Annotated in this window: 23 protein-coding genes and 1 tRNA gene; 6 read left to right on the forward strand and 18 right to left on the reverse strand. The window is 60.9% G+C overall.

Annotated features, from left to right (window positions below):
* Window positions 1-157: 157 nt before the first annotated feature.
* On the forward strand, window positions 158-442 hold the full coding sequence (locus AC1Q67_RS01295) for a hypothetical protein (RefSeq protein ID WP_492235477.1): 285 nt from the start codon (window positions 158-160) through the stop codon (window positions 440-442).
* A gap of 54 nt (window positions 443-496) precedes the next feature.
* Here the strand turns inward: AC1Q67_RS01295 and recO are convergent, their stop codons facing one another.
* The 9 genes from recO to rpoZ all read right to left on the reverse strand — a co-directional run bounded on the left by recO (window position 497) and on the right by rpoZ (window position 8,453).
* Window positions 497-1,246: a DNA repair protein RecO gene (gene recO, locus AC1Q67_RS01300; protein ID WP_492235476.1), complete on the reverse strand. Its 750-nt coding sequence runs from the start codon at window positions 1,244-1,246 to the stop codon at window positions 497-499.
* A gap of 60 nt (window positions 1,247-1,306) precedes the next feature.
* Entirely contained in the window at window positions 1,307-1,708 is a 402-nt protein-coding gene (locus AC1Q67_RS01305) for a hypothetical protein (protein WP_024575160.1), read from the reverse strand.
* Window positions 1,705-2,631 carry a GTPase Era gene (gene era, locus AC1Q67_RS01310; RefSeq protein ID WP_492235475.1) on the reverse strand — a complete coding sequence of 309 codons (927 nt, stop codon included), beginning with the start codon at window positions 2,629-2,631 and terminating at the stop codon, window positions 1,705-1,707. The genes AC1Q67_RS01305 and era overlap by 4 nt, the downstream gene beginning before the upstream one ends.
* Window positions 2,624-3,430 (reverse strand): ribonuclease III, encoded by an 807-nt coding sequence (rnc, locus tag AC1Q67_RS01315; RefSeq protein ID WP_024575158.1) that lies wholly within the window; start codon window positions 3,428-3,430, stop codon window positions 2,624-2,626. Before rnc ends, era begins: the two co-directional genes overlap by 8 nt.
* Entirely contained in the window at window positions 3,427-4,185 is a 759-nt protein-coding gene (lepB, locus tag AC1Q67_RS01320; protein WP_492235474.1) for a signal peptidase I, read from the reverse strand. Before lepB ends, rnc begins: the two co-directional genes overlap by 4 nt.
* 207 nt (window positions 4,186-4,392) lie before the next feature.
* A complete protein-coding gene (gene acpS, locus AC1Q67_RS01325; protein ID WP_492235473.1) occupies window positions 4,393-4,812 on the reverse strand; it encodes a holo-ACP synthase in 420 nt (139 codons plus the stop codon).
* Window positions 4,809-5,582, reverse strand: a complete 774-nt coding sequence (locus AC1Q67_RS01330; protein WP_024575155.1) for a pyridoxine 5'-phosphate synthase — start codon at window positions 5,580-5,582, stop codon at window positions 4,809-4,811. The genes acpS and AC1Q67_RS01330 overlap by 4 nt, the downstream gene beginning before the upstream one ends.
* A 20-nt stretch (window positions 5,583-5,602) precedes the next feature.
* Window positions 5,603-7,852, reverse strand: a complete 2,250-nt coding sequence (locus AC1Q67_RS01335) for a RelA/SpoT family protein (protein WP_492235721.1) — start codon at window positions 7,850-7,852, stop codon at window positions 5,603-5,605.
* Between the two features lie 208 nt (window positions 7,853-8,060).
* Window positions 8,061-8,453 carry a DNA-directed RNA polymerase subunit omega gene (gene rpoZ, locus AC1Q67_RS01340; RefSeq protein WP_006020886.1) on the reverse strand — a complete coding sequence of 131 codons (393 nt, stop codon included), beginning with the start codon at window positions 8,451-8,453 and terminating at the stop codon, window positions 8,061-8,063.
* 347 nt (window positions 8,454-8,800) lie between these two features.
* On the opposite strand from rpoZ, the gene AC1Q67_RS01345 reads away from it, so the two are divergent.
* Both AC1Q67_RS01345 and AC1Q67_RS01350 read left to right on the forward strand, forming a co-directional pair.
* A complete protein-coding gene (locus AC1Q67_RS01345; protein WP_006020887.1) occupies window positions 8,801-9,442 on the forward strand; it encodes a LabA-like NYN domain-containing protein in 642 nt (213 codons plus the stop codon).
* The gene (locus tag AC1Q67_RS01350) at window positions 9,423-10,130 is read left to right on the forward strand and encodes a uracil-DNA glycosylase (protein ID WP_024575152.1); all 708 of its coding nucleotides are present in this window, start codon (window positions 9,423-9,425) and stop codon (window positions 10,128-10,130) included. Before AC1Q67_RS01345 ends, AC1Q67_RS01350 begins: the two co-directional genes overlap by 20 nt.
* Here AC1Q67_RS01350 and AC1Q67_RS01355 read toward each other — a convergent pair.
* The 4 genes from AC1Q67_RS01355 to dapA form a co-directional block, all read right to left on the reverse strand.
* Window positions 10,127-10,702, reverse strand: a complete 576-nt coding sequence (locus tag AC1Q67_RS01355; RefSeq protein ID WP_492235472.1) for a peroxiredoxin — start codon at window positions 10,700-10,702, stop codon at window positions 10,127-10,129. The genes AC1Q67_RS01350 and AC1Q67_RS01355 overlap by 4 nt on opposite strands.
* A gap of 57 nt (window positions 10,703-10,759) precedes the next feature.
* Window positions 10,760-11,233, reverse strand: coding sequence for an SsrA-binding protein SmpB (smpB, locus tag AC1Q67_RS01360; protein ID WP_024575150.1), 474 nt, complete (start codon window positions 11,231-11,233; stop codon window positions 10,760-10,762).
* A gap of 121 nt (window positions 11,234-11,354) precedes the next feature.
* The gene (gene mscL / locus AC1Q67_RS01365) at window positions 11,355-11,768 is read right to left on the reverse strand and encodes a large conductance mechanosensitive channel protein MscL (RefSeq protein WP_024575149.1); all 414 of its coding nucleotides are present in this window, start codon (window positions 11,766-11,768) and stop codon (window positions 11,355-11,357) included.
* 24 nt (window positions 11,769-11,792) lie between these two features.
* The gene (dapA, locus tag AC1Q67_RS01370; protein ID WP_024575148.1) at window positions 11,793-12,683 is read right to left on the reverse strand and encodes a 4-hydroxy-tetrahydrodipicolinate synthase; all 891 of its coding nucleotides are present in this window, start codon (window positions 12,681-12,683) and stop codon (window positions 11,793-11,795) included.
* 249 nt (window positions 12,684-12,932) lie between these two features.
* Here dapA and AC1Q67_RS01375 point away from each other — a divergent pair, with 249 nt between their 5' ends.
* Together AC1Q67_RS01375 and AC1Q67_RS01380 are read left to right on the forward strand one after the other, a co-directional pair.
* Complete coding sequence (locus AC1Q67_RS01375; RefSeq protein WP_492235471.1) at window positions 12,933-15,119, forward strand: lytic transglycosylase domain-containing protein; 2,187 nt, start codon at window positions 12,933-12,935, stop codon at window positions 15,117-15,119.
* Between the two features lie 137 nt (window positions 15,120-15,256).
* Complete coding sequence (locus AC1Q67_RS01380) at window positions 15,257-16,138, forward strand: alpha/beta fold hydrolase (protein WP_492235470.1); 882 nt, start codon at window positions 15,257-15,259, stop codon at window positions 16,136-16,138.
* Window positions 16,139-16,458: 320 nt separating this feature from the next.
* Here the strand turns inward: AC1Q67_RS01380 and AC1Q67_RS01385 are convergent, their stop codons facing one another.
* Window positions 16,459-17,973 (reverse strand): porin, encoded by a 1,515-nt coding sequence (locus tag AC1Q67_RS01385; protein ID WP_492235469.1) that lies wholly within the window; start codon window positions 17,971-17,973, stop codon window positions 16,459-16,461.
* A 688-nt stretch (window positions 17,974-18,661) separates the two neighbouring features.
* Here AC1Q67_RS01385 and AC1Q67_RS01390 point away from each other — a divergent pair.
* Window positions 18,662-18,753, forward strand: a tRNA-Ser gene (locus AC1Q67_RS01390).
* 216 nt (window positions 18,754-18,969) lie between these two features.
* Here AC1Q67_RS01390 and AC1Q67_RS01395 read toward each other — a convergent pair.
* The 4 genes from AC1Q67_RS01395 to gatB all read right to left on the reverse strand — a co-directional run bounded on the left by AC1Q67_RS01395 (window position 18,970) and on the right by gatB (window position 22,210).
* On the reverse strand, window positions 18,970-19,236 hold the full coding sequence (locus AC1Q67_RS01395) for an SEL1-like repeat protein (RefSeq protein ID WP_492235468.1): 267 nt from the start codon (window positions 19,234-19,236) through the stop codon (window positions 18,970-18,972).
* A 71-nt stretch (window positions 19,237-19,307) separates the two neighbouring features.
* Window positions 19,308-19,601 (reverse strand): hypothetical protein, encoded by a 294-nt coding sequence (locus AC1Q67_RS01400; RefSeq protein ID WP_492235467.1) that lies wholly within the window; start codon window positions 19,599-19,601, stop codon window positions 19,308-19,310.
* A 757-nt stretch (window positions 19,602-20,358) separates the two neighbouring features.
* Window positions 20,359-20,598: a hypothetical protein gene (locus AC1Q67_RS01405; protein WP_492235466.1), complete on the reverse strand. Its 240-nt coding sequence runs from the start codon at window positions 20,596-20,598 to the stop codon at window positions 20,359-20,361.
* 127 nt (window positions 20,599-20,725) lie between these two features.
* The gene (gatB, locus tag AC1Q67_RS01410) at window positions 20,726-22,210 is read right to left on the reverse strand and encodes an Asp-tRNA(Asn)/Glu-tRNA(Gln) amidotransferase subunit GatB (protein ID WP_492235465.1); all 1,485 of its coding nucleotides are present in this window, start codon (window positions 22,208-22,210) and stop codon (window positions 20,726-20,728) included.
* Window positions 22,211-22,242 lie beyond the last annotated feature (32 nt).

Below are 22,242 nucleotides of genomic sequence, written 5' to 3' on the forward strand. Positions count from 1 at the left end.
AAATGAATTAGGCGGACATCACCTGTTCGTAATTGTTCCGCCATAATTTGCCCTGCTACATCATGCGGATAGGTCTGGGTATGGGTCTGCCCGGGCCGTCCTGATCAACCGGTCAACCGAACAGGCGAGCCGGGAACAGACCCCGGAGGGAACTGGAATGCGTCGTTTTGTTTTGGCGGCAGTGGCCGCGTTGGCGCTCATCGGCGCCGGTTTGTTTGCCGGAAGCCGGGCCGAGGCCATGCCGCTTGCCGGCGGTCTGGCCGGGATTGCTACCGGGCAGGCTGAAACCGTCGCGGTGGTCTGCAACCCGGTCTGGAATGGCTATGCCTGGGTGCGCACCTGCTATCGGACCGCCCCGCGCTATTACGCCCCGCGCCCCTACTACGGTTACGGCTACGGCGGATATTATCGTCCGCGTGCGCGTTACTATCGCTATTATTGATTTTCGATTTGTCGATGAGCAGCAAACGGGCCAGGAGCAATCCGGCCCGTTTGTCTATTCTGCAACGGCCCTCACGCGCGGCCGTATTACCGCGGCGATAAAGCCGTCCCGTGCGTCCGAATGGCCCTGCCCGCGCGGCTCCAGCACATTGCGCAGCAGGAACAGTCCGGTCAGCCGGAAGCCGTCCTCGATGTCCTGACCCGACCAGCCATTGGCCCCGTCATCGCTCTCGCGCAGGAACGACGGCAACCGCAACAGCCTGTCGCGCCACGGCTCGCCCGCCTGCCGGGAAACCGCCGCGCCCGACTTCGGCGAGACATAAACCAGATCGTTCACCGTGCCGCTCGCGGCGCAGGACGATAGGTCAAGGCCGAAGCCAAGCTCGGTCAGCATCGCCAGCTCGAACTTCACCAGTTGAACGCCCGCCATGCCCGCATCGTCGAAATCGTTGAGGATGGCTTCCAGCATCTCGTAGATATCTTCGTGCGGGTCCCGCTCGGGCAGCAGCCGCACCAGCGACGCCATATGCGTCACCCCGTAGACCGCATGCGGCGATCCGAACATCGTCGCCGCGCGTAGCCGCGTGGCTTCGATCGCGTAATATCCGAGATGCTCGTCGAGCCGTGCGCGCCAGACCGCGCTCACCGTATTGCCGGGCTGAAGCAGCGGGCGCATTCGCGAGCCGGCGCCGCCGCGCACCAGCCCCAGATGACGGCCATGGCTGCGCGTCAGCAGTTCGACGATGGCGCTGGATTCACCATGCCGACGCACGCCAAGAACAATGCCCTCGTCAGTCCATTCCATGGCCGAAGCTTACAGGATTCTGGCCTCATCCGCAGCAACATGGCGGCAGACCGCACGCGCTTATTCCGGCTGCTGGAACCAGTCCTTCGCATCGCCGGTGAATGAAAACGACAATCCCAGCGCCGTCAGCGCTGTCGAAATGATGTCCACGAACGTGCCGAATTGCAGTCCGGTTTCGCCCATCGTCGTGACAATGGACGCAACCGACAGCATCAGCGCCACGACCAGAATTGTCCGTGCCCAACGCTTGCGCCGGTGCGCTGTGAGCCAGACGAGCTGGACAAATCCGAGCGTCATCATGACCGCAATGAAATTGACGGCCAGCTTCGTCGACTCGGTGACATCGTCAGGCATCCGGTCCAGAAGGGCGGCCGACAGCACATCGATGAGCAGCGACAGATACAGCAGCACTTCGAAGTAAAAGATGTTCGTCGGCACCTTGACGTCGGGTCCGGTCATCATTCCTTGGGAAACTCCAGCCCCATCTCGCGATAACGCTCCGGATCATCACCCCATCCGTCGCGCACCTTCACGAACAGAAACAAATGCACCGGCTGACCGACGATTTCCGCGATCTCCTTGCGCGAATCCGCACCGATCGCCTTGATCGTCGCTCCGCCCTTGCCGAGCACGATCTTGCGCTGGCTGTCGCGCTCCACATAGATCGTCTGCTCGATCCGCACCGACTTGTCCTTGCGATCCTGCCAGGAATCCGTCTCCACGGTCGACTGATACGGCAGTTCCTGATGCAGATGACGGTAGATCTTCTCGCGGGTGATTTCCGCCGCGAGATGCCGCAGCGGCGCGTCCGACATCTGGTCTTCAGGATAGTGGAACGGCCCCGGCGGCACGTCCCGGGCAAGAGCGCGGCGCAAATCGTCAACGCCATCGCCCGACAAGGCGGAGACCATGAAGGTCTGCGTGAACTGGAGGCGTTCGTTGGCCTTCTGCGCCAGCGCAAGAAGTTTTTCTCGCGGCACCAGATCAATCTTGTTCAGCACCAGAATTTTCGGGTGATTGACCGCCGACAGTTTGGTCAGGATCACGTCAGCCTCGTCGTCAATACCGGCGCGGGCGTCCAGCAGTACGCACACCAGATCGGCATCATGCGCGCCGCTCCATGCCGTCGACACCATGGCGCGGTCAAGCCGGCGCTTCGGCGCGAAGATGCCCGGCGTATCGACGAGAATGATCTGCGCGTTGTCTTCGATCACGATGCCGCGGATGAGCGCACGCGTCGTCTGCACCTTCTTCGAGACGATGGTGACCTTCGATCCGACCAGTGCATTGACCAGCGTCGACTTGCCGACGTTCGGCGCGCCGATCAGCGCGACAAAGCCGCAGCGCGTCTCTTGCGATGAATTCTCTTGCAACTCGTCAGGCATCGTTGCCGCCCGTTACGCCTTCCCGCTTCAGCAACGCCGTCGCCGCCAGCTTCTCGGCCGCGCGCTTGCTGCCGCCAATACCTTCTGCCGGGATCAGTCCCGGCAATTCCACCGCCACGCGAAATTGCGGATCGTGGTGCGGTCCGGTCCGTTCGACCTCGCGATAAACCGGCGTCGGCAATCCCTTGCCCTGCGCCCATTCCTGCAAAATCGTTTTCGGATCGCGCAGCGGGCGAACCGGTTTACGCATCCGTTCGGTCCAGTTTCGCTCCACGAACTGGGCCGCAGCGGCGTAGCCACCGTCCAGGAACACCGCACCGATCACTGCTTCGCAGATATCCCCGAGCACCGAATTGCGCAACCGCGCGCCCGCGCCAGCGCCCACCGATCCGAGCTTGATGGCTTCATCCAGCCCGAGCGACTTGGCAACATCGGCGCAGGCTTCGCGGCGCACCAGATCGGCGAGACGCTTCGACAACTCTCCTTCGTCCGCTTTCGGGAACGCCCGATAGAGCATGTCCGAGACGATCAGACCCAGGACGTGATCGCCGAGGAACTCCAGCCGCTGATAGCTGTCGCCTCGGCGAACGGACTTCAGTGCCGAGACATGAGTAAAAGCGGTCGCCAGCAGCGCAGGATCGGCGAACGTGTGCCCGATCCGCTCCTCGATAATTTTTGCGGCAGCCTTCGCGCTCGGCCTGCGCGCCTTTTTCTTCGCAGGCTTGGTCTCTACGGCGCCGGCACTCGCGGCGTCGTCCGTACTCGGAGGCATTTTGACGATTGCGGGGTCGCCGCTCATCGCACGATGGAGAAAATGCGATTCCAGCGAACCGAGACCGGCCAGCGCCAGAACTGCCAGGCCTGCTCGCCTTCGGCAATGGAGAAGAAGATCATCTGCGCCCGGCCGATCAGATTCTCGGACGGCACATAACCCACAGCCGACAGGACTCGGCTGTCGGTGGAGTTGTCACGGTTATCGCCCATCATGAAGAAATGACCGGGCGGCACCGTGTAGACATTGGTGTTGTCGTAGAAGCCGTTATCGACGCAATCGAGCGTCTTGTAGACAACGCCGTTGGGCAGCGTTTCCTTCCACTGCTTGACGCGTGCCGTAGCGTCCGAGCCGCACGGATCCTCACCGACGAAATCCGGCAGGCGTTCACGCTCAACCGGCTTGTCGTTGATGTAGAGCAGCCCTTCCTTCATCTGGATGCGGTCGCCCGGCAGTCCGATGACGCGCTTGATGTAATCGGTGGTGTCGTCCTTCGGCAGGCGGAACACGACGATATCGCCACGCGCGGGATCGGAGCCAAAGATGCGGCCGGTGAACAGCCGTGGCGACAGCGGGATCGAATAGTGGCTGTAACCGTATGAATACTTCGAGACGAACAGGTAGTCGCCGACAAGCAGTGTTGCCTTCATCGATCCCGACGGAATGTTGAAGGGCTGAAACAAAAAGGTGCGGATCACCAGCGCGATAATGAGCGCGTGAATGACGACGCGGACGGTCTCGCCGACGCCGCCTTCGGATTTGGCCGGTGTTGTCACGCTCATCTGTTCTTTCGAATCCTGGTTTTTCATGCCTCGGAACTGGACCTTTTATGCCCATCGGAGGCGAAGACGCCGCCCAAATCACCCGCGCGGGTTTTAGACCGTTGTCGCAAGGGGTGCAATCAACGGGCTCATGAAAACTTGCTAATTGTCTGACAGTTCAGTGAATTTTAGATTTTTGAGTGATTCCGACCGCTGGTCCAAAAGGGCTCAGGTTTTGGCCGCCGGGATCGCCGAAATGATGACAAACGCCTGCGCCAGGGGCCAGTCATCCGTAATTGTGAGGTCAATCCGCGCCTCATGCCCCGGGGGAAGCAGGGATTCCAGCCGCGCCAGCGCCCCGCCCGTCAATTTCATGGTTGGGCGCCCTCCCGGCAGGTTGACCACCCCCATGTCACGCCACCACACCCCGCGCCGGATGCCGGTGCCCAGCGCCTTCGAGCAGGCCTCCTTGGCGGCGAACCGCTTGGCATAGGTCGCCCAGATCAGTTTGGGCATCTTGGCGCGCCGCTCCGCCTTGGCCCGCTCAGCCTCTGTGAAAATCCGGTCGATAAACCGGTCGCCGTGACGGCCGATCACCTTCTCGATTCGCGTGATATCGATGATGTCCGACCCGATGCCGATGATCATGATCTCACATGGCCCCGGAGCGACTTCCGGCCACGATCCATCGCCGCCCGCATGTCTCGAATGGTCTGGGGCAAACCGACAAAGATCGCCTCACCCATCATGAAGTGTCCGATGTTCAGTTCGACGATCTCAGGCAGTGCCGAGATGGCTTCCGCCGTTACGTAATCGAGACCATGCCCGGCGTGAACTTCGAGACCCGCGGACTGCGCAAGTTTGGCGCCAGCGACAATGCGCTGCCATTCGGCTTCGGCTTTTTGTTTCTGTCCCTCGACCACAGCGTCGCACCACGCCCCGACATGAATCTCGATCACGGGCGATTTCAGTTTGGCCGCCATCTCGATCTGGGCCGGGTCGGCGGCGATAAACAAGGAGACGCGAATGCCGGCGTCGTTCAATCGCGCAATGAAAGGACCCAGCGCGTCCCGCTGTCCGATCACATCCAGCCCGCCCTCTGTCGTGACCTCGGTGCGCCGCTCCGGCACAAGGCAGGCCGCATGCGGCTGCGTCGCCAGCGCGATCTGCAGCATCTCAGCCGTCGCCGCCATCTCGAAATTCAGCGGCTTGGAGATTTCGGCTTTCAGCCGCGCCATGTCCTCGTCGCGGATATGACGGCGATCCTCGCGCAAATGCGCGGTGATGCCGTCAGCCCCCGCTTCGATCGCAAGCAGCGCAGCACGGACTGGATCCGGCACGCGTCCGCCACGCGCATTGCGCAGGGTTGCAACGTGATCGACATTGACCCCGAGACGCAGCGGCGGAATGGCGGGCATGGAAAACCTGAGTGATGCGATTAGCCGTTGATGCGATCGACGCTGGCGACGACCGCCTTGGCGCGAAGCTGAGCAATGATACCGTTCAAATGCTTCAGGTCATAGACCTCAAGATCGATGGTGAGCTCTGTGAAATCCGGAGAGCGGCGGCTCATGCTGATATTGTCGATGTTGCCATCGTGTTCCGCGATCACCGATGCGACCTGGGCAAGGCTGCCCGGCTCGTTCACGTTCTGCACGTGCAGCCGCGCCGGAAACCGCCGCGGCACGGCTTCATCGGTGTCCCATCGCACGTCGAGCCAGCGTTCCGGCTCTTCCTCGAAATCCTTCAACGCCGGCGACTGGATCGGATAAATCGTGATGCCCTCACCCGGCGTCACAATGCCGACGATGCGGTCGCCCGGCACCGCGCCGCCGTTCGGCGCGAATTTCACCGGTAGATCGCTGTTGATGCCGCGGATCGGGATCGCATTCGACGCCTTGGCGTCGCCTGATGGTTTGGGCTTGGCGCCAGCGGCTTTCTTGCCGCTGAGGCGCGCCTCTTCCTTGTAATCGGGATACATCGCGCGCGCGACATCCGACGCCTTCATTTCGCCGCGTCCCACCGCCGCCATCACATCGTCGATGGATGCCCGCGCGAGGCGCGGAAGCGCGCCCTTCAGTTTATCGTCGGCGTAGACGATCTTGGCGCGCATGAACAGGCGCTCGACGATGCGCCGACCGAGACCGGCATACTGATCGCGTACCGCAGTGCGGGTGGCGCGGCGAATCGCGGCCTTGGCCTTGCCGGTGACCGCAAGTGACTCCCATGCAGTCGGCGGCGCCGACTGTGCCTGCGACGTGAGGACTTCCACCTCGTCACCATTCTGCAATTCCGACGACAACGGCGCGAACTTGCCGTTGATCTTGCACCCGACTGCGCTGTTGCCGACGTCAGTATGCACCGCGTAAGCGAAGTCAATCACGTTGGCATGGCGCGGCAGCGCGATCAGCTTTCCCTTCGGCGTGAAGCAGAACACCTGATCGTGGAACAGCTCCATCTTGGTATGTTCGAGGAATTCCTCCGGATTGGCGCTTTCCGACAGCACCTCGACGGTGTGGCGCAGCCACGCAAATGCGTTCGATTCCAGCTTGAGCCGCTCTGTGGGCGAGCCGACGCCATCCTTGTAGATGGCATGCGCCGCGATGCCGTACTCGTTGACCCGGTCCATCTCCTCGGTGCGGATTTGCAGCTCGACGCGCTGCTTACCGGGGCCGATCACCGTGGTGTGGATCGAGCGATAATCGTTCTGCTTGGGCGTCGAGATGTAATCCTTGAACCGTCCGGGCACCACCGGCCAAGTCGTATGCACGATCCCGACCGTGCGATAGACCTCGGCGATGCTGTTGACGATGATGCGGAACCCAAAGATGTCGGACAACTGCTCGAAGCCGACGGACTTGCGCTCCATCTTCACCCAGATCGAGAACGGCTGCTTGCGCCGTCCTTTGACGTGCGCGTTGATGCCGTTCTTCGAGAGCTTCGCGGAAAGCTGGGCTTCAATTTCGCCGATCAGGTTGCGATCGCGGGCTTCAAGCGCATCGAGGCGCTGAACCACGACGGCGTGCGCCTCCGGATCGATCACCTTGAACGACAGATCTTCCAGCTCTTCGCGCATTTCCTGCATACCCATGCGGCCGGCGAGCGGCGCATAGATGTCGAGGGTCTCTTCCGCGATCCGGTGACGTGACGCCGGCGGCACAAATTCCAGCGTCCGCATGTTGTGCAGCCGATCGGCGAGCTTGATGAGCAACACGCGCACGTCGTCGGCGATCGCCAGCAGCAGTTTGCGCAGGTTCTCGGCCTGCTTTGCCTCGCGCGACACCAGTTCGAGCCGTTTCAGCTTGGTCAGCCCATCCACCAGCGCGCCGATCTCAGAGCCGAACATCTGGTCGATCTCGGCTCGGGTCGATTCGGTGTCTTCGATGGTGTCGTGAAGCAGGGCCGCGACGATTGTGGCGTCGTCCAGCTTCAGGTTGGTGAGGATCGCGGCGACCTCGAGGGGGTGCGAAAAGTACGGATCGCCCGAGGCGCGCTTCTGCTCGCCATGGGCCATCATGGCGTAGACATAGGCCCGGTTAAGCAGGTCTTCGTCGGTATTCGGGTTATAGGCGCGGACCTTGTCCACCAGATCGTACTGGCGCATCATCTTGGTCCGGACGGGCTTCTTCGCCGGCAGTGGCGGCGGGCCAGCCGGAGCCTCTGCGGCCGCTTCGCTCGCCGCCTGCATTTGGGGCTGATTTCGCCGCCAGATCGCCATCCGCCTGCTCGCCTCGCCTTCGATTCCTGAAAAAGGAACCGTCATTCACAATATCGCCGGTTCTCCGATAATCGCAAGGAAGACGCTAAAAATGTCAATAAATGCAAAGGCCCGAGCGATCCGCCCGGGCCTTTGAGAAAACCAGCGTACAGTGCCGGAAAATCGGTCCGAAACGGACTTACTCGTCTTCCTCGGGCTGCTCCTCAGGCGGAGCAAGGCCTTCCAGACCCTTCAAAAGCTCTTCTTCCGTCATCCGCTCGACCGCCACCTCGGTGTCGTCGGCGTCAACGGAGGCACCGGCGGAGCCGATCAGCGGCACAGTATCGGGTTCCGGCTCGTCCACTTCGACGAATTTCTGCAGGGAATGGACCAGTTCTTCCCGCAAATCCTCGGGAGAAATGGTCGTATCAGCGATTTCACGTAGCGAAACCACTGGATTCTTGTCATTATCCCGGTCGATGGTCAGGGGCGACCCTGAGGAAATCATCCGCGCACGGTGTGCGGCGAGCAGGACGAGGTCGAACCGGTTGTCGACCTTATCGATACAATCTTCAACAGTGACGCGCGCCATCGGCTGCCGCTCCGGGTCTGGATCTGAGAATATGTCGCTATGCGCGCTAGGTATAGCGACCAGAGCCTTTCCGCAAGCATGTTTTTCGGATTGGTCCGTAAATCGCCGCTGCCGGAAGGGCCCCGCCAGAGCATAGCTGAGGGTCAATTAGTCCCATGGACAAGAAATCGCTTCATTGCTTCATCACGGTGTGCGGCAATCTGCGCAGCTGCCTCAGCCGCGCGGAATATTTGCGTCCTTTATCCTCTCTAAACCTTCTAGCGAATAACAACTGAATTGAATGGGAATGCGCGGTGATGGATACGCGCCAAGAATACATGCGATAACAACGATGCGAGTAAAAACTGATGCCTTCTGCCACGAACAAGATCGCGCTGTTTATTGACGGTGCAAACCTATACGCAACAGCGAAGACCCTTGGTTTCGACATAGATTATAAGCGGCTGCTCCTTGAGTTTCAGAGTCGTGGCACTCTCGTTCGGGCCTTCTACTACACTGCCATTATTGAGGATCAGGAATACTCGTCGATCCGGCCGCTGATCGATTGGCTCGATTACAACGGCTATACCGTCGTCACCAAGGCGACGAAGGAATTCATCGATGCTTCCGGACGCCGCAAGGTCAAGGGCAACATGGACATCGAACTCGCCGTCGACGCCATGGAGCTCGCGGAGAACATCGACCAGATGGTGCTGTTCTCGGGCGACGGCGATTTCCGCTCGCTGGTCGAGGCCGTGCAGCGCCGCGGTGTGCGGGTGACAGTGGTTTCCACCATCGCCAGCCAACCGCCGATGATCGCCGACGAATTGCGCCGCCAGGCGGATGTCTTTACTGATCTGGTCCAGCTACAAGCAAAGCTTGGCCGCGATCCGAGCGAGCGCCCTGCTCCTCGCGAACCGCGCGAACCTCGTCAGCACACGCCGCAATTCCTGCAGCGGGCGACGACCAGCTCAATGGCGCCAAGGGGCGATGACGAATTCGACGATTGAAGAAAAAACCAAGGAGAGCCGGCGCAATAGTGCCGGCCCTTCTTCTTCTGTTTCCGGGCAATCGAACGAACCCGGCCCGGATTGCCCTCTCTGCCCCCGCCTGAAAGACTATCGTGACGCGAACCGCGCGCAGCATCCGCATTGGTTCAACGCACCAGTCTACTCTTTCGGCCCGATCGACGCGCAGCTTCTGATTGTGGGGCTCGCGCCTGGGCTTCAGGGCGCAAACCGCACAGGGCGGCCTTTCACCGGAGATTTTGCCGGTGATCTGCTTTACGGCACACTGATCGACATCGGCTTTGCGACAGGCTCGTACGAAGCTCGCCCTGACGACGGGCTCACACTGATCGATTGCCGCATCACCAATGCCGTGCGCTGTGTGCCGCCACAGAACAAACCCCTGCCCGCCGAAATCAAGACCTGCCGTACATTCTTCCATGCAACCATTGACGAGATGCCGCGCCTGCGCGCGATCGTCATGCTCGGCCGGGTGGCGCACGATACAACGCTGAGGACGCTCGGCGTTCGCGCAGCGGATGCTCCGTTTGCACACGGCGCGCAGCATCAGGTGGGCTCCCTCCGGCTGTTCGACAGCTATCATTGCTCCCGCTACAACACGAACACCCGCGTTCTAACGCCCGAGATGTTCAGGGCGGTGTTTGCCAGCGTGCAGAACTATCTGGGTTAGCGCGGATTGGCCTGCAGCCATGCGAGCACATCGCCCGCATTCCGGTCCGGCGGAAACACCGGATAGAACACATGGGTGATCGTCGCGTCGTCGATAATCAGCGCCAGCCGCTTGATCAGCGTCAGTCCTGCGACATCCATCGACGGCAGCTTGAGTGCGCGGGTCAACGCCAGATCGCTGTCCGACAGAACCTGAAACGGCACGTGCAGCCGTTCGACCATGTCGCGCTGATAGGCGCTGTCTTGGGTGGAAATGCCGAATACATGCTGCGCGCCAGCATCCTTCAGATCCTTGAACAGATCCCGAAATGCGCAGGTTTGCGGCGTACAGCCACGTGCCCCGGGGATCATGTCCCAGTCATCGACGAGGCTGATCTTGCCGGGTTCTCCCGTGCGCGGATAGGCGAACAGCACCACCCGCCCCGGCAACGACGCCAGCTTGACCGGCGATCCGTCGGTGGCCGGCAGCACAACGGGTGGCATTTTCATGCCGACCAGATGTTTCGCCGCGCCGTCGTCGACCGGCGCCGGAATTTTGCTCCAGTCCACGTCCATCAGATTCGGCTGGTTCATCGCAGTATCCTTTGCATCCTGGAGGCTGAGTTATCCGAGAACATTAGCCCTTCGGCGTTAACCTCGCGCCCTCAGCAAGCGGCCCTTCTCGCGCGCCCAGTCCCGCTTCTTCTCGGTATCGCGTTTGTCGTGCAGTTTCTTGCCCTTCGCCAGAGCCAGCTGAAGCTTCACCTTGCCGTGCTCGTTGAAATACATCTTCAGCGGAATGAGCGTCATTCCCTCGCGTTCGATCGCGCCGATCAGCTTGTTGATCTGCTTCTTGTGCAACAGCAGTTTGCGGTCCCGCTTCGGTTCATGGTTGAAGCGGTTGGCTTGCAGGTATTCGGGGATATTGGCATTCACCAGCCATATCTCGCCGTCCTTGGAGTCCGCATAGGACTCCGCAATCGTGGTCTTGCCGTTACGCGTCGACTTGACCTCGGTGCCGGTCAGCACGATGCCCGCCTCGACGGTGTCCTCGATGGCGTAATTGAACCGCGCCTTGCGGTTCTCGGCGATGACCTTGATCGTGGGTTCTTTCTTCTCGGCCATCAGGTGCCTCGGTGCGCATACACGCGAAAAATACGGCTCGCGTGAACACGCAATCCTTCAGTACGGCTGACGGCGCTGAGAGCTTGCCCCGTCAAAATGTCTGCTGGTAACAGATAGTAATTTATTTCGCTTTCAGAAGATCGCGGATTTCGGTCAGCAGTTGCTGGTCCTTGCTCATGGCCGCAGGTTCGGGCGCCGCTTCCTGCTTCGCCTTCAACTGGTTCATCAGACGGATGACCAGAAACAGGACGAATGCGACGATAATGAAGTTCAGCGTCAACGTGAGGAAACTGCCCCATGCCAGCACCGCGCCCTGTTTCTTGGCGTCGGCCAGGTTGGTTGCCGTGACCGTCTTGGACAGGCCGGTGAAGTAGTTCGAGAAATCGAGCCCGCCGGTCACCGCGCCGATGATCGGCATGATGATGTCCGCCACCATGGAGTTCACGATGGCTCCGAACGCCGCGCCGATGATGACGCCGACCGCGAGATCGACGACATTGCCTTTCAGGGCAAATTTCTTGAACTCCTCAAGCATCGGCTCATTCCCTTTCCAAGACTATCAGTTGAGCAATCCTGCATAGACCATCGCATCGTGAATGACCTTGCCGGTCGGCGGCGTCACCGGCACGAGCGGCAGGCGAACTTCTTCCTGCACACGGCCGAGCAGCTTGAGGCCGTGCTTCGCGCCCGCGAGGCCCGGCTCCTTGAAAATAGCATCGTGCAGCGGGGTCAACCGGTCCTGAATCTTGAGCGCGGCCGCATAGTCGCCCTTCAACACGGCAACCATTAAATCCGCGCACTGCTTGGGCGCCACGTTGGCAACAACCGAAATGCAGCCGTGACCACCCGCCGCCATATAGGCGAGCGCGGTCATGTCCTCACCCGAGAGCTGGATGAAATCCGGGCCCATCGCGTGGCGCTGCTGCGACACGCGCGCGAGATTGGCGGTGGCGTCCTTCACGCCGGCGATGTTCTTCAGCTCAAACAGCCTTGTCATGGTCTCGACCGACAGATCGACGACCGAACGCGGCGGGATGTTGTAGATGATGATCGGAATACCGATCGCATCGTTCACCGCCTTGAAGTGATGATACATCCCTTCCTGCGTCGGCTTGTTGTAGTAAGGGGTCACCACCAGCACGGCATCGGCGCCCGCCTTCTCGGCGTGCTTCGCCAGAGCGACGGCTTCCCGTGTCGAGTTCGAGCCAGCGCCGGCGATAACAGGCACGCGGCCCTTCGCCTCCGCGACGCACCACTCGGTGACCTGATTGTGCTCTTCGTGGCTGAGGGTCGGGCTTTCACCGGTGGTTCCCACCGGAACCAAACCGTGTGAACCCTGCTCGATCTGCCAGTTCACAAGCTCACGCAGGCCGCCCTCGTCCAGCGCCCCGTTTTTGAACGGCGTAACCAAGGCGGTAAGGGACCCCCTGAAGTTCGTCTTGGTTGCCATTTGTCAGTCTCCGAACGCATCGCAAACGCTGCGATTTATGATGATTGATACCGGGTCCCGAAGCGCGATGAAAGTCCCGGACACCCGCACTGCTCCGGGAGCGCCTGAAACGCCCCGTGTCAGCCGCTATTTTGCCGCGGTGTTGCGGCATTGTGTCTGTTCTAACACATTTGGTGTTTTGTCCACATATTCAATGAAATAGACCTGAAGGCGAAGGTCTTGAATGATTCGCCGCATAGGCCGCCCGTGATGCCATTTGCTCCTTCATCTGCGGGATCAGCCCGGATGGTGCGCTGGACCGCCGCCGTGCTCGGTGCCGGTGCGATTGCGCTGGTTTCATACGGTGCATTTGCCGTTCCGCTGCCCAAGCCCCGGCCGATTTCCCGCCAGGCCACGCCGCCAGTAAAGCCCGCGAAGCCGCCCGCCGTCTCGTCGGCAAAAGCGGCACCTGCAGCGCCTGCACCGAAGGCTCTCGCCGCTCGCCCTGCTCCGCCCCGAAAACCGTCCGTGGCGTTGGCGCTATCCACGACATCGTCCACGTCGAAGGCCGACATGGACACGCTCGAACAGATCATCGAACTGGTTCGCAAGCGGAAGCCGGCCGACGCCACGCAGCTTCAGGCATCGCTCTCCGATCCCGTTGCGCGCAAGCTTTCCGAATGGATGATCCTGCGCAGCGACGACAATGGTGCGCCTGTCGAACGTTATCGTGATTTCATTGCCGAAAATCCGACCTGGCCAAGCGTCACGTTCCTGCGGCGGCGCGGCGAAGCTGCTCTGTGGGATGACAAACGCGACGATTCCACCGTCCTCGCATTCTTCAACGGCGAGCAGCCGATCTCCGCCAAGGGCCGCTTCATGCTTGCTCGCGCACTGCTGGCCCGCGGCGACCGGGCAAGCGCAGAGCGGCTGGTGCGTGAAGCGTGGCGCGGCGATCCATTCTCGTCTGACACTGAAGACACCGCGTTTGAGCGGTTCGGCACGCTGCTGACACCCGGCGACATCAAGATCCGGATGGATATGCTGCTTTATAGCGGCGACAACGCAGAAGCCGCGTTGCGCTCCGCCAGGCGGCTCGGCAGCGGCCATATCGCGCTGGCAAAGGCGCGTATCGCCCTCAACAAAAAGGCCTCGAATGCGAAGGCCCTGCTCGATGCGGTACCAAGCGACCTGCACAACGACCCGCTGTATCTTTTCAGCAAGGCGCAATGGCTGCGGCGCGAGGACAAATTCCAGGAAGCTGCGCGCGCCATGCAGGCGGCGCCCCGCGATCCGGCACGGCTGGTCAATGCAGACGAGTGGTGGATCGAGCGGCGTCTGCTGGCGCGCAAACTGCTCGACACCAACGAGCCTCGGCTCGCTTATGCCATCGCACGCGATGCATCGCTGCCGGCCCGCGACATCTACAAGACAGAGTCGGAATTCACCGCGGGCTGGATTGCGCTGCGGTTCCTGAACGATCCGAATCTTGCGGCCCAGCACTTTGCGCGCATCGGTGTCGGCAGCGTCAATCCGACGGCGCTCGCCCGCGCCGGTTACTGGCAGGGCCGCGCCGCCGAGGCTGCCGGGCGCTCGCAGGAGGCCCGCGCAGCGTATGAATCGGCTGCGGCGCAGTCGACCAGCTATTACGGACAACTCGCACGGGCGAAGCTTGGGCTGCCACAGATCGCGCTGAATGGTGTGCCCGGACGCTCGCGCGGTGGCGAGCGGCTGGAGATTGTCCGCGCCGTCGAGCTTCTTTACGCACTGGACGAGCGTGAGATCGCCATTCCCATTCTCGCTGACATGGGTGAGCGCGCCGACATGGATGGCTTGCTCGCGCTTTGCGAGCTGACGCAGCGTCACAACGATGCGCGGGGCATGCTGCTGGTTGGCAAGGCCGCGCTGAACCGTGGCATGCCGTTCGATCACTATGCCTATCCTGTGATCGGCATTCCGCCGTACAAGGATTTCGGGCCTGAGGTCGAGAAGGCAATCGTGTTCGCCATCGCCCGGCAGGAAAGCGCCTTCAATCCCTCCGTGGTGTCACCCGCACAGGCATATGGCCTGATGCAGGTCACGCCCGCCGCCGGCAAATACGTCGCCAAGCGGCACGGCGCAACGTTCGACCTGAACCGGCTGAAGTCCGACCCGGCCTACAATGCAGCCTTTGGCGCGGCTGAACTCGGCGGCCTGATCGAGGACTACCGCGGCTCCTACATCATGACCTTTGCCGGATATAACGCCGGGCGCGGCAGCGTGCGCAAATGGATCGAGCGCTACGGCGATCCCCGCGATCCCAAGGTGGACGCAGTGGATTGGGTCGAGCAGATCCCGTTCTCCGAGACCCGCAACTACGTCCAGCGCATCATGGAGAACCTGCAGGTTTACCGCTCACGGTTTGGCGGCGGCAGCAAGCTGCTGATCGAGGCCGATTTGCGCCGGGGTGCGGAGTGACTGAGGCGTAACTGCCTGCAATTTCTGCCAGCATCACTGGGGCTTGACCCGGTGATGCATCTCAAGAAAACTTTTAGCCTCAACAGATCGCCAGCCTCCGCTGTCTCGGCTGCATCACGCCTTTGCAAGGAAAGTTTATGTCCGCACAATTTAGCGATGTTTTCTGCCAGTCAGCTGACGGGCTGAAGCTCCATGCCAAAGTCATCGGTCCGGACAATGCCGCCCTGCCGGTGCTTTGCCTGCCCGGCCTGACACGAACCACTGACGACTTCGATGACATCGCGCGCGCCATTGCCACCAGTCCGTCCGCTCCCCGCAAGGTGGTTGCTGTGGATTACCGCGGCCGCGGCCTGTCGGACTACGACCCTGATCCTGCCAAGTATGCAGTGCCCGTTGAGCTTGGCGATGTGCTGGCGATCGCTGCCTCGCTTGGAATCACCCGCGCCATCCTGCTTGGCACGTCACGCGGCGGCCTGATTTCGATGGCGCTGGCGGCGGCGCAGCCGCAACTTCTTGCAGGTGTGATCCTGAACGACATCGGCCCGGCGCTGGAGATGGAAGGCCTGATCAAGATCAAGGGCTACATCGCCAACCCACCTCCGCGGCAAACGTGGGACGAAGCCGCGCGCGGGCTGAAAGAGCTTTTCGGCAGTGTGTTTCCATCGCTGACCGACGCCGACTGGATGACATGGGCACACCGCGCGTTCCGGGAGAAAGCTGGTGGCGGGCTGGAGCGCACCTACGACCTGAAACTCGCGCACACGCTCGATGGTCTCGACCCGGCCAGTCCGCTGCCGCAGGTCTGGGAGCTGTTCGACGCGATGGCTGGCGTTCCTCTGATGCTGATCCACGGTGGACTATCCGACCTGCTCTCCGTGCAGGGCGTGCAGGACATGATTGCCCGGCGCCCCGACATCGATCTCGTGACGGTTCCCGATCAAGGCCACGCGCCCCTGCTCGCCGATAAACCCACCATGGATCGCATCGTCGCGTTCTGCGCGCGGTGTGACGGTGCATAACGGCCCGCGCCGGAAACACCAGAAGCCATTCGCAATCCCTCTCGTCGTCCCGGCCAACGGGTCCGGCTTCGCCGGTCCGATGACAGGCTACGGTCGGGATCCATAGCCCTGAGTTTCCGGTTGTGGCGATCTTCTTGCTGCCATCACGACGTTCGGTGGTTATGGGTCCCCGCTTTCGCGGGGACGACACACGAATGCTTGGCAAGAACTCCGTCACCCTCTCTCATTCGGGAAAGAAGACTGCATAAAGAAAAACCCCCGGCAGTTTCCTGCCGGGGGTTCTTTTAGTTCAGGTCGTAATCGCCGTCAGGCGATTGCGATTACCAGGTGCGGCGAACGCGGAGGTTGCCGGACCAGATGCCCTGATCCTTGTAGTCGTACACGCCAGCCGGCTTGAACGTACCAGCAACGTTGCCGGCAGCGAAGGTGGCCGAGCCAGTGTTCGACTGGTCGAGGTAGGAGTACATGACTTCGCCCGAGAACGTCAGGTTACGAACCGGGGTCCAGGCGGTACGCGAACCAACCTGCCAGATCTTGAAGTCAGGGTTACAGGAGTAACCGTTGAACTTCGCGCCGGTGTTGAGAGCCTGAACGCCGCAGATCGCTGCAGAAGCAGTGCCGTTGTAGTCGATCTGGGTGTAGCTGCCGAACACGCTGGTTTCCCAATTCGGGGTCCAGTTGTGGACGTAAGCGCCGCGGAAGCCCCAGCCGTTGGTCTTCTGGATGCTGCCACCGGTGGTGTACACACCGTCGAACAGCGGAAGAACCGCAAGGCTCTGGTAGCTGCCAGCGAAGTCTGCGCTGCCGAACTTGTCGAAGTTGTTGCCGGTCACGCCGCTGATCAGATACTTGGTCGAGCCAGTCGCCCAGGTACCATCCAACGACAGCTTGTCGCCAGGGCCGGTCGGCAGGTTCTTCAGCTGAATGCCGACGGACACTGCGCCGCCCCATTCATCCGAAGGATGGCCATTCGGCTCAACGATCGTTGCAGCTGCGCCGCCGTTAAGCGCCGTGGTTGCAGCGTAGTAGTTGGCGTGCACGTTGTGCAGAGCGCCCGACACCTGAGCGGTGAAGGCGGCCTGGTCGATACGCACGTTACCAACGATGTCAGGCGAAACGTTGCCGCCGTACGAGTTGGTGTACGCACCGGTCAGAGCTGCCGTAGCAGGCTGGGTCAGGTTTGCGTTCAGGAGCTGAGCGCGGTTGATGACGCGGTTGTCTTCAACACCGATCTGAGCCGACACGCCGTTGCCGAACTGCCAGGTGTAAGCAGCCTGGGTGATGCCGGTTGCGTTGTCGTAGCCGCCGAGCAGGAACGAGGTGTTGTTGTTGGCGCCGTAAGCACCCCACGGGGTCTGGAAGCCCGAGACCGCCTTACCGAAGGTGAAGCCGGCGAACTGAACGAAACCGTAGTCCATCGTCAGGTTGCCCGACGACGGGCCGAAGCCGGTCGAATGTTCGAAGTTGCTCGACCAGTAGGTACGAACAACGCCGTATTCGGTTGCGGTACGGGTATCGATGTTCAGCTGAACGCGAGCGCGGGTGGTGAAGTAGTCGCTGTCGCGGCTGCCGGTACCGTTAGCGCGGAACCCGCCTTCATCCCAAGCTGGCTTGCCGTAGTTGCCGGCGTTGATGTTCGCGTCAGCCTGGACGTAGCCGCCCAGCTTGATGCAGGTGTCGGTGCCCGGGATGTAGTAGAAACCCGCGCCGTAAAGGGAGCAGATCTTCACGTACTGAACGGCTTTCGCCTTGACGGGAAGATCGGCTGCCTGTGCCCCGGCGGACGCTGCGATAACCGCAGCCGAACCCAGGATAAGGCTCTTAATGGTGCTCATAAAACCTCCAAGTTTTGCTCTCTAGGGAAGGTTCCAAGCCGGTGGTGTAAGTCACACCACGTGGTAGGTTCCCTTGATCCCCGCTAACCGCCCGGTCGCCTCGCGCTTTCGGACACTCCCGCTGAACGCGAGCGACTTAAGCGAAACTCCCAAACGGGACGACCTCGGGATGCCCCCCTCCGTCGCTTCGATGACCATTGCCCAACAGTCGTGATCAAGCAACAAAGGACCGCCTTGAAACGGTGCTGTTCCGGCCGTTTTTGGGGAGGTGTTGCACAAATAGCACGCAAAAATTCCAGCGGAACCTGTTCAAGTGACTGATAATACTACTGTATTCTAGTTGCCCTAAAATGTTCCCCTGAAACGCCCATGTGGCAACGCACACGGCCGCAACACTCCCCTCACCTGTGAATTGTCGAATCGCAGGCACGGAAAAAGCCTGCGTTGCCTGCCCTTAAGCTCACGGGATTCGGGACAACAGGCCGCTGTGATGCCCGTATTCCCTCGTATTAGAGGCTGTCACGACGGTCTTGGAACCCCGAACCGGCCTCTGAGCGGCGTTGCGGCTGCCGAAGACATTATAAGGTGAGACAAAGAACTGCCGCCCGGACCCCATATCAAAGGCTAAGTTCGGGAAAAGTCTGCAGCGACTTGCGGCGCGTGACCGCGTAAGGCATATCGAGCCTGTGGAGACGTGGCCGAGCGGCTGAAGGCACTCGTTTGCTAAATGAGCATACCTTGAAAAGGGTATCGAGGGTTCGAATCCCTCCGTCTCCGCCACCCGCATTCAAGTCATCGATGTAACTGGACGAAACGCCGGCGGACGTCGCATCGCCGCGAGATCACCCAGCACGACGGGAAACGTGCAGAGCGCAAATATTCGGCCGCCGGAAGCAAGGGCGGCCCACTTTGCGAACGACAGAAAACTGAAGCGCAGCGCGACAGCACGACCGCATCGAAAGTATCGATGAATGGCCCACTTCCGCGCGAGTCGCCTTAGTGCGTCGCCATCCATGCACGGGCTTCACGCTGGGCGGTTGCGATCTCGACGTCCGACATCAGGCCCGCGATTTCCCGGCGCAGCGGAATGGCGTCGCCCCGGCCCTTGAGGGCGGCAAGGTTGAACCACTTGTGCGCAGCGACCAGATCGATCAGGCCGCCGCGGCCAGTCGAATAGATCATTCCGAGGTCAAACAGCACGTCGCCGTTCGCCGTGGCCTCGATCGGCATTGCGCTGCCGGTATCAATCGTTCCCTGAAACATCCTGGCTCTCCGATTCTCGCCGCGCGGTGGCGGCTGCCAATCCCCTGCCGCGGCGAGCGCGGCTCCTGTCGTTATTCTGTTTGACGCGACCGTTGCTTTTGTTGGCGCGTATTCCGCAAAACCGGCTTGCCAATCCCGCGGAATACGCGTTCGCCGTTTGCCGGCTTGTTGGGATCATCATGACTCCTAAAATTTGAATCGCTGTTTAAGCATCGCGATGAATCGAACGTGAAGACCACATCGGCCCGGCGCGCGTCGAATCTTGAGAAACCCGCTGTTTGCAGGGCTTTCCCGATGGTCGTGAAAATCGATTCACCATCGTATTTGGCAAAGCAATAACCACGGCATGAGCCGGCTTCACGCATGCGGCAATATTCGACCATGCCTCAGCGATCCCACGCGACCGGTCGCGGCGGGAGTATCGGGCAGCAGACATCATGCGTCGGCCGCGGCCTCAACGTCAGGAGATGGGTCTGGATTTCGGATGACTGCCGCTGCATGCGCCGGAACGGCGAGATCGCGCGGGTCAAAAAAAACGAGGGCGTCGGTGAACACGTCAGGACTGAGATTTCACCGGCGTAACCCTGCCGGGAAACTGCGAGGTCATCCCCCGCAACGAACGAAGAGCTCTTGAACTCTTCTGCCTGACCGGTTGGCCGGGCCGTCTCGCCTGATGTCTCGCCGACACCCTCTTTCGTCGACCGGAGCCGCCGGTTCAAATCTGCGCTTGCGAACAGAATAGTCTGACGGCTCTTGTGACGGTGCCGGCATCACGTGCCGGCAATTCCATAAGGCGAAGCCTTACTTCTTCTTCTTGGCGACCTTGCGGGTCTTCTTGGCAGTCTTCTTCACTGCCGACTTCGCCTTCTTCGCCTTCTTCGCTTTCTTGGCCATGTTGCCCTCCTAAGTTAGTGAGATGGCTTAATCGCTGTGTGCACTCGGGAATCGAAATGCACTTCATCTGGATTACACCAACGCGTTCAAAAAAACAGTGTCCCGCTTAAGGAAGTGTTTACGCAGAAGGCGCGCCGCACGCTGCAAACACAAAACGGAAGCGCCGCAACGTATCGACACGACACTCCATCGCGCGCAGAAAACCCGAGAGAGAAGCAACATCGCGCATCAAAGAAACGGCTGTGCCGCAGCGATTTCTTTCATCGCAACACAACGCGCATCGTAACGCCTGTAAAACCGCACATAACTCTGCACCCGTCGAAAAACGCGTTTCGCGGACTCTGAGTCGCTTTTTTTGGCAACAAAAATATTTTCTGGAAAATTTGGTTTTGGCGCGATCATCGCTCGCGCCCGCGAACTTTTCACGCCCTTTTTGCGAATCTGATTCGCAAATCGATTCCACGTCACGAGACGTTTTCGTTGTCCGCGCGCTGGCGTCGCACGCTCATCATCGCATCGAAAACAAAAAACGAGACGACCGGAGGACGCGCGGAAGCGACGCCGCACGCACTCTGCATCCTCTCGTTAACGATGTTCAGATGCCGAGCTTGGCCTTCAGCAGGTCGTTCACCGCCTGCGGGTTCGCCTTGCCGCCCGATGACTTCATCACCTGACCGACGAACCAGCCCATGAGCTGAGGTTTGGCGCGCGCCTGCTCAGCCTTGTCGGGATTGGCGGCGATGATGTCGTCCACCACCTTCTCGATGGCGCCAAGATCCGTCACCTGCTTCATGCCGAGGCTGTCGACCAGCGCTTTTGGATCGCCGCCTTTGGTCCAGACGATCTCAAACAGGTCCTTCGCGATCTTGCCGGAGATGGTTCCTTCTCCGATCAGGTCGATGATCGCGGCCATTTGCTCCGCCGATACCGGCGACGAGGCAATATCCTGCCCTTCCTTGTTGAGGCGGCCGAACAGTTCGTTGATGACCCAGTTCGCTGCGAGCTTGCCGTCACGCGCCTTGTCCGCGAGTTTGCCCAGCACCGCCTCGAAGAAGCCCGCGCTTTCACGTTCGGCGACCAGAACACCGGCGTCGTACGGCGTCAGGCCGACTTCGGCGATGAAGCGTTCACGCTTTTCGTCCGGCAGCTCCGGCAGCTTCGATTTCAAAGCCTCTACGTAGTCGGCGGTGAACTCCAGCGGCAGCAGATCGGGGTCCGGGAAGTAGCGATAGTCGTGCGCCTCTTCCTTCGAACGCATCGAGCGGGTCTCGCCCTTGTTCGGATCGTACAGCCGGGTTTCCTGATCGATGGTGCCGCCATCCTCCAGAATTCCGATCTGGCGGCGGGCTTCATAATGGATCGCCTGCCCTATAAAGCGGATCGAGTTCATGTTCTTGATCTCGCAGCGGGTGCCGAGGCCCTCGCCGGGCCGCCGCACCGAGACGTTGACGTCCGCGCGCAGGTTGCCCTTCTCCATGTCGCCGTCGCAGGTGCCGAGATAGCGCAGGATCGAGCGAAGCTTGGCGACGTAGCCCTGCGCTTCCTCGGCGGAGCGGATATCCGGCTTCGAGACGATCTCCATCAGGGCAACGCCCGAACGGTTGAGATCGACAAAGGACATGGTGGGATGCTGATCGTGCAGCAACTTGCCGGCGTCCTGCTCCAGATGCAGTCGCTCGATACCGACCGTCACGCTCTCGCCGCCGGGAAGATCGACGACCACGGCGCCCTCGCCAACGATCGGCGATTTGTATTGGCTGATCTGGTAGCCCTGCGGCAGGTCCGGATAGAAGTAGTTCTTCCGGTCGAAGGTCGATTTCAGGTTGATCTGCGCCTTGAGGCCCAGCCCGGTGCGCACCGCCTGCGCCACGCACTCCTCGTTGATAACGGGCAGCATGCCGGGCATCGCCGCGTCCACCAGCGAGACGTGATCGTTCGGCGCGCCGCCGAATTCGGTTGAAGCGCCGGAGAACAACTTCGAGTTGGAGGTCACCTGGGCATGGACTTCCAGACCGATGACCATTTCCCAGTCACCGGTGGCGCCCTTGATGAGTTTTGACGATTTGACGGGTGCGTTCATGGGGCGCCTTTTACCTTGATGGCGCGGGTGAG

The sequence above is a fragment of the Afipia sp. GW823-FHT06G09 genome (assembly GCF_058794875.1).

Bases quoted from the DNA above. Each gene is read 5' to 3' on its own strand.
- AC1Q67_RS01295 (WP_492235477.1), top strand. From the start codon at position 158: ATGCGTCGTTTTGTTTTGGCGGCAGTGGCCGCGTTGGCGCTCATCGGC.
- recO (WP_492235476.1), bottom strand. From the start codon at position 1,246: ATGGAATGGACTGACGAGGGCATTGTTCTTGGCGTGCGTCGGCATGGT.
- AC1Q67_RS01305 (WP_024575160.1), bottom strand. From the start codon at position 1,708: ATGATGACCGGACCCGACGTCAAGGTGCCGACGAACATCTTTTACTTC.
- era (WP_492235475.1), bottom strand. From the start codon at position 2,631: ATGCCTGACGAGTTGCAAGAGAATTCATCGCAAGAGACGCGCTGCGGC.
- rnc (WP_024575158.1), bottom strand. From the start codon at position 3,430: ATGAGCGGCGACCCCGCAATCGTCAAAATGCCTCCGAGTACGGACGAC.
- lepB (WP_492235474.1), bottom strand. From the start codon at position 4,185: ATGAGCGTGACAACACCGGCCAAATCCGAAGGCGGCGTCGGCGAGACC.
- acpS (WP_492235473.1), bottom strand. From the start codon at position 4,812: ATGATCATCGGCATCGGGTCGGACATCATCGATATCACGCGAATCGAG.
- AC1Q67_RS01330 (WP_024575155.1), bottom strand. From the start codon at position 5,582: ATGCCCGCCATTCCGCCGCTGCGTCTCGGGGTCAATGTCGATCACGTT.
- AC1Q67_RS01335 (WP_492235721.1), bottom strand. From the start codon at position 7,852: ATGCAGGCGGCGAGCGAAGCGGCCGCAGAGGCTCCGGCTGGCCCGCCG.
- rpoZ (WP_006020886.1), bottom strand. From the start codon at position 8,453: ATGGCGCGCGTCACTGTTGAAGATTGTATCGATAAGGTCGACAACCGG.
- AC1Q67_RS01345 (WP_006020887.1), top strand. From the start codon at position 8,801: ATGCCTTCTGCCACGAACAAGATCGCGCTGTTTATTGACGGTGCAAAC.
- AC1Q67_RS01350 (WP_024575152.1), top strand. From the start codon at position 9,423: ATGACGAATTCGACGATTGAAGAAAAAACCAAGGAGAGCCGGCGCAAT.
- AC1Q67_RS01355 (WP_492235472.1), bottom strand. From the start codon at position 10,702: ATGAACCAGCCGAATCTGATGGACGTGGACTGGAGCAAAATTCCGGCG.
- smpB (WP_024575150.1), bottom strand. From the start codon at position 11,233: ATGGCCGAGAAGAAAGAACCCACGATCAAGGTCATCGCCGAGAACCGC.
- mscL (WP_024575149.1), bottom strand. From the start codon at position 11,768: ATGCTTGAGGAGTTCAAGAAATTTGCCCTGAAAGGCAATGTCGTCGAT.
- dapA (WP_024575148.1), bottom strand. From the start codon at position 12,683: ATGGCAACCAAGACGAACTTCAGGGGGTCCCTTACCGCCTTGGTTACG.
- AC1Q67_RS01375 (WP_492235471.1), top strand. From the start codon at position 12,933: ATGCCATTTGCTCCTTCATCTGCGGGATCAGCCCGGATGGTGCGCTGG.
- AC1Q67_RS01380 (WP_492235470.1), top strand. From the start codon at position 15,257: ATGTCCGCACAATTTAGCGATGTTTTCTGCCAGTCAGCTGACGGGCTG.
- AC1Q67_RS01385 (WP_492235469.1), bottom strand. From the start codon at position 17,973: ATGAGCACCATTAAGAGCCTTATCCTGGGTTCGGCTGCGGTTATCGCA.
- AC1Q67_RS01395 (WP_492235468.1), bottom strand. From the start codon at position 19,236: ATGTTTCAGGGAACGATTGATACCGGCAGCGCAATGCCGATCGAGGCC.
- AC1Q67_RS01400 (WP_492235467.1), bottom strand. From the start codon at position 19,601: ATGCGTGAAGCCGGCTCATGCCGTGGTTATTGCTTTGCCAAATACGAT.
- gatB (WP_492235465.1), bottom strand. From the start codon at position 22,210: ATGAACGCACCCGTCAAATCGTCAAAACTCATCAAGGGCGCCACCGGT.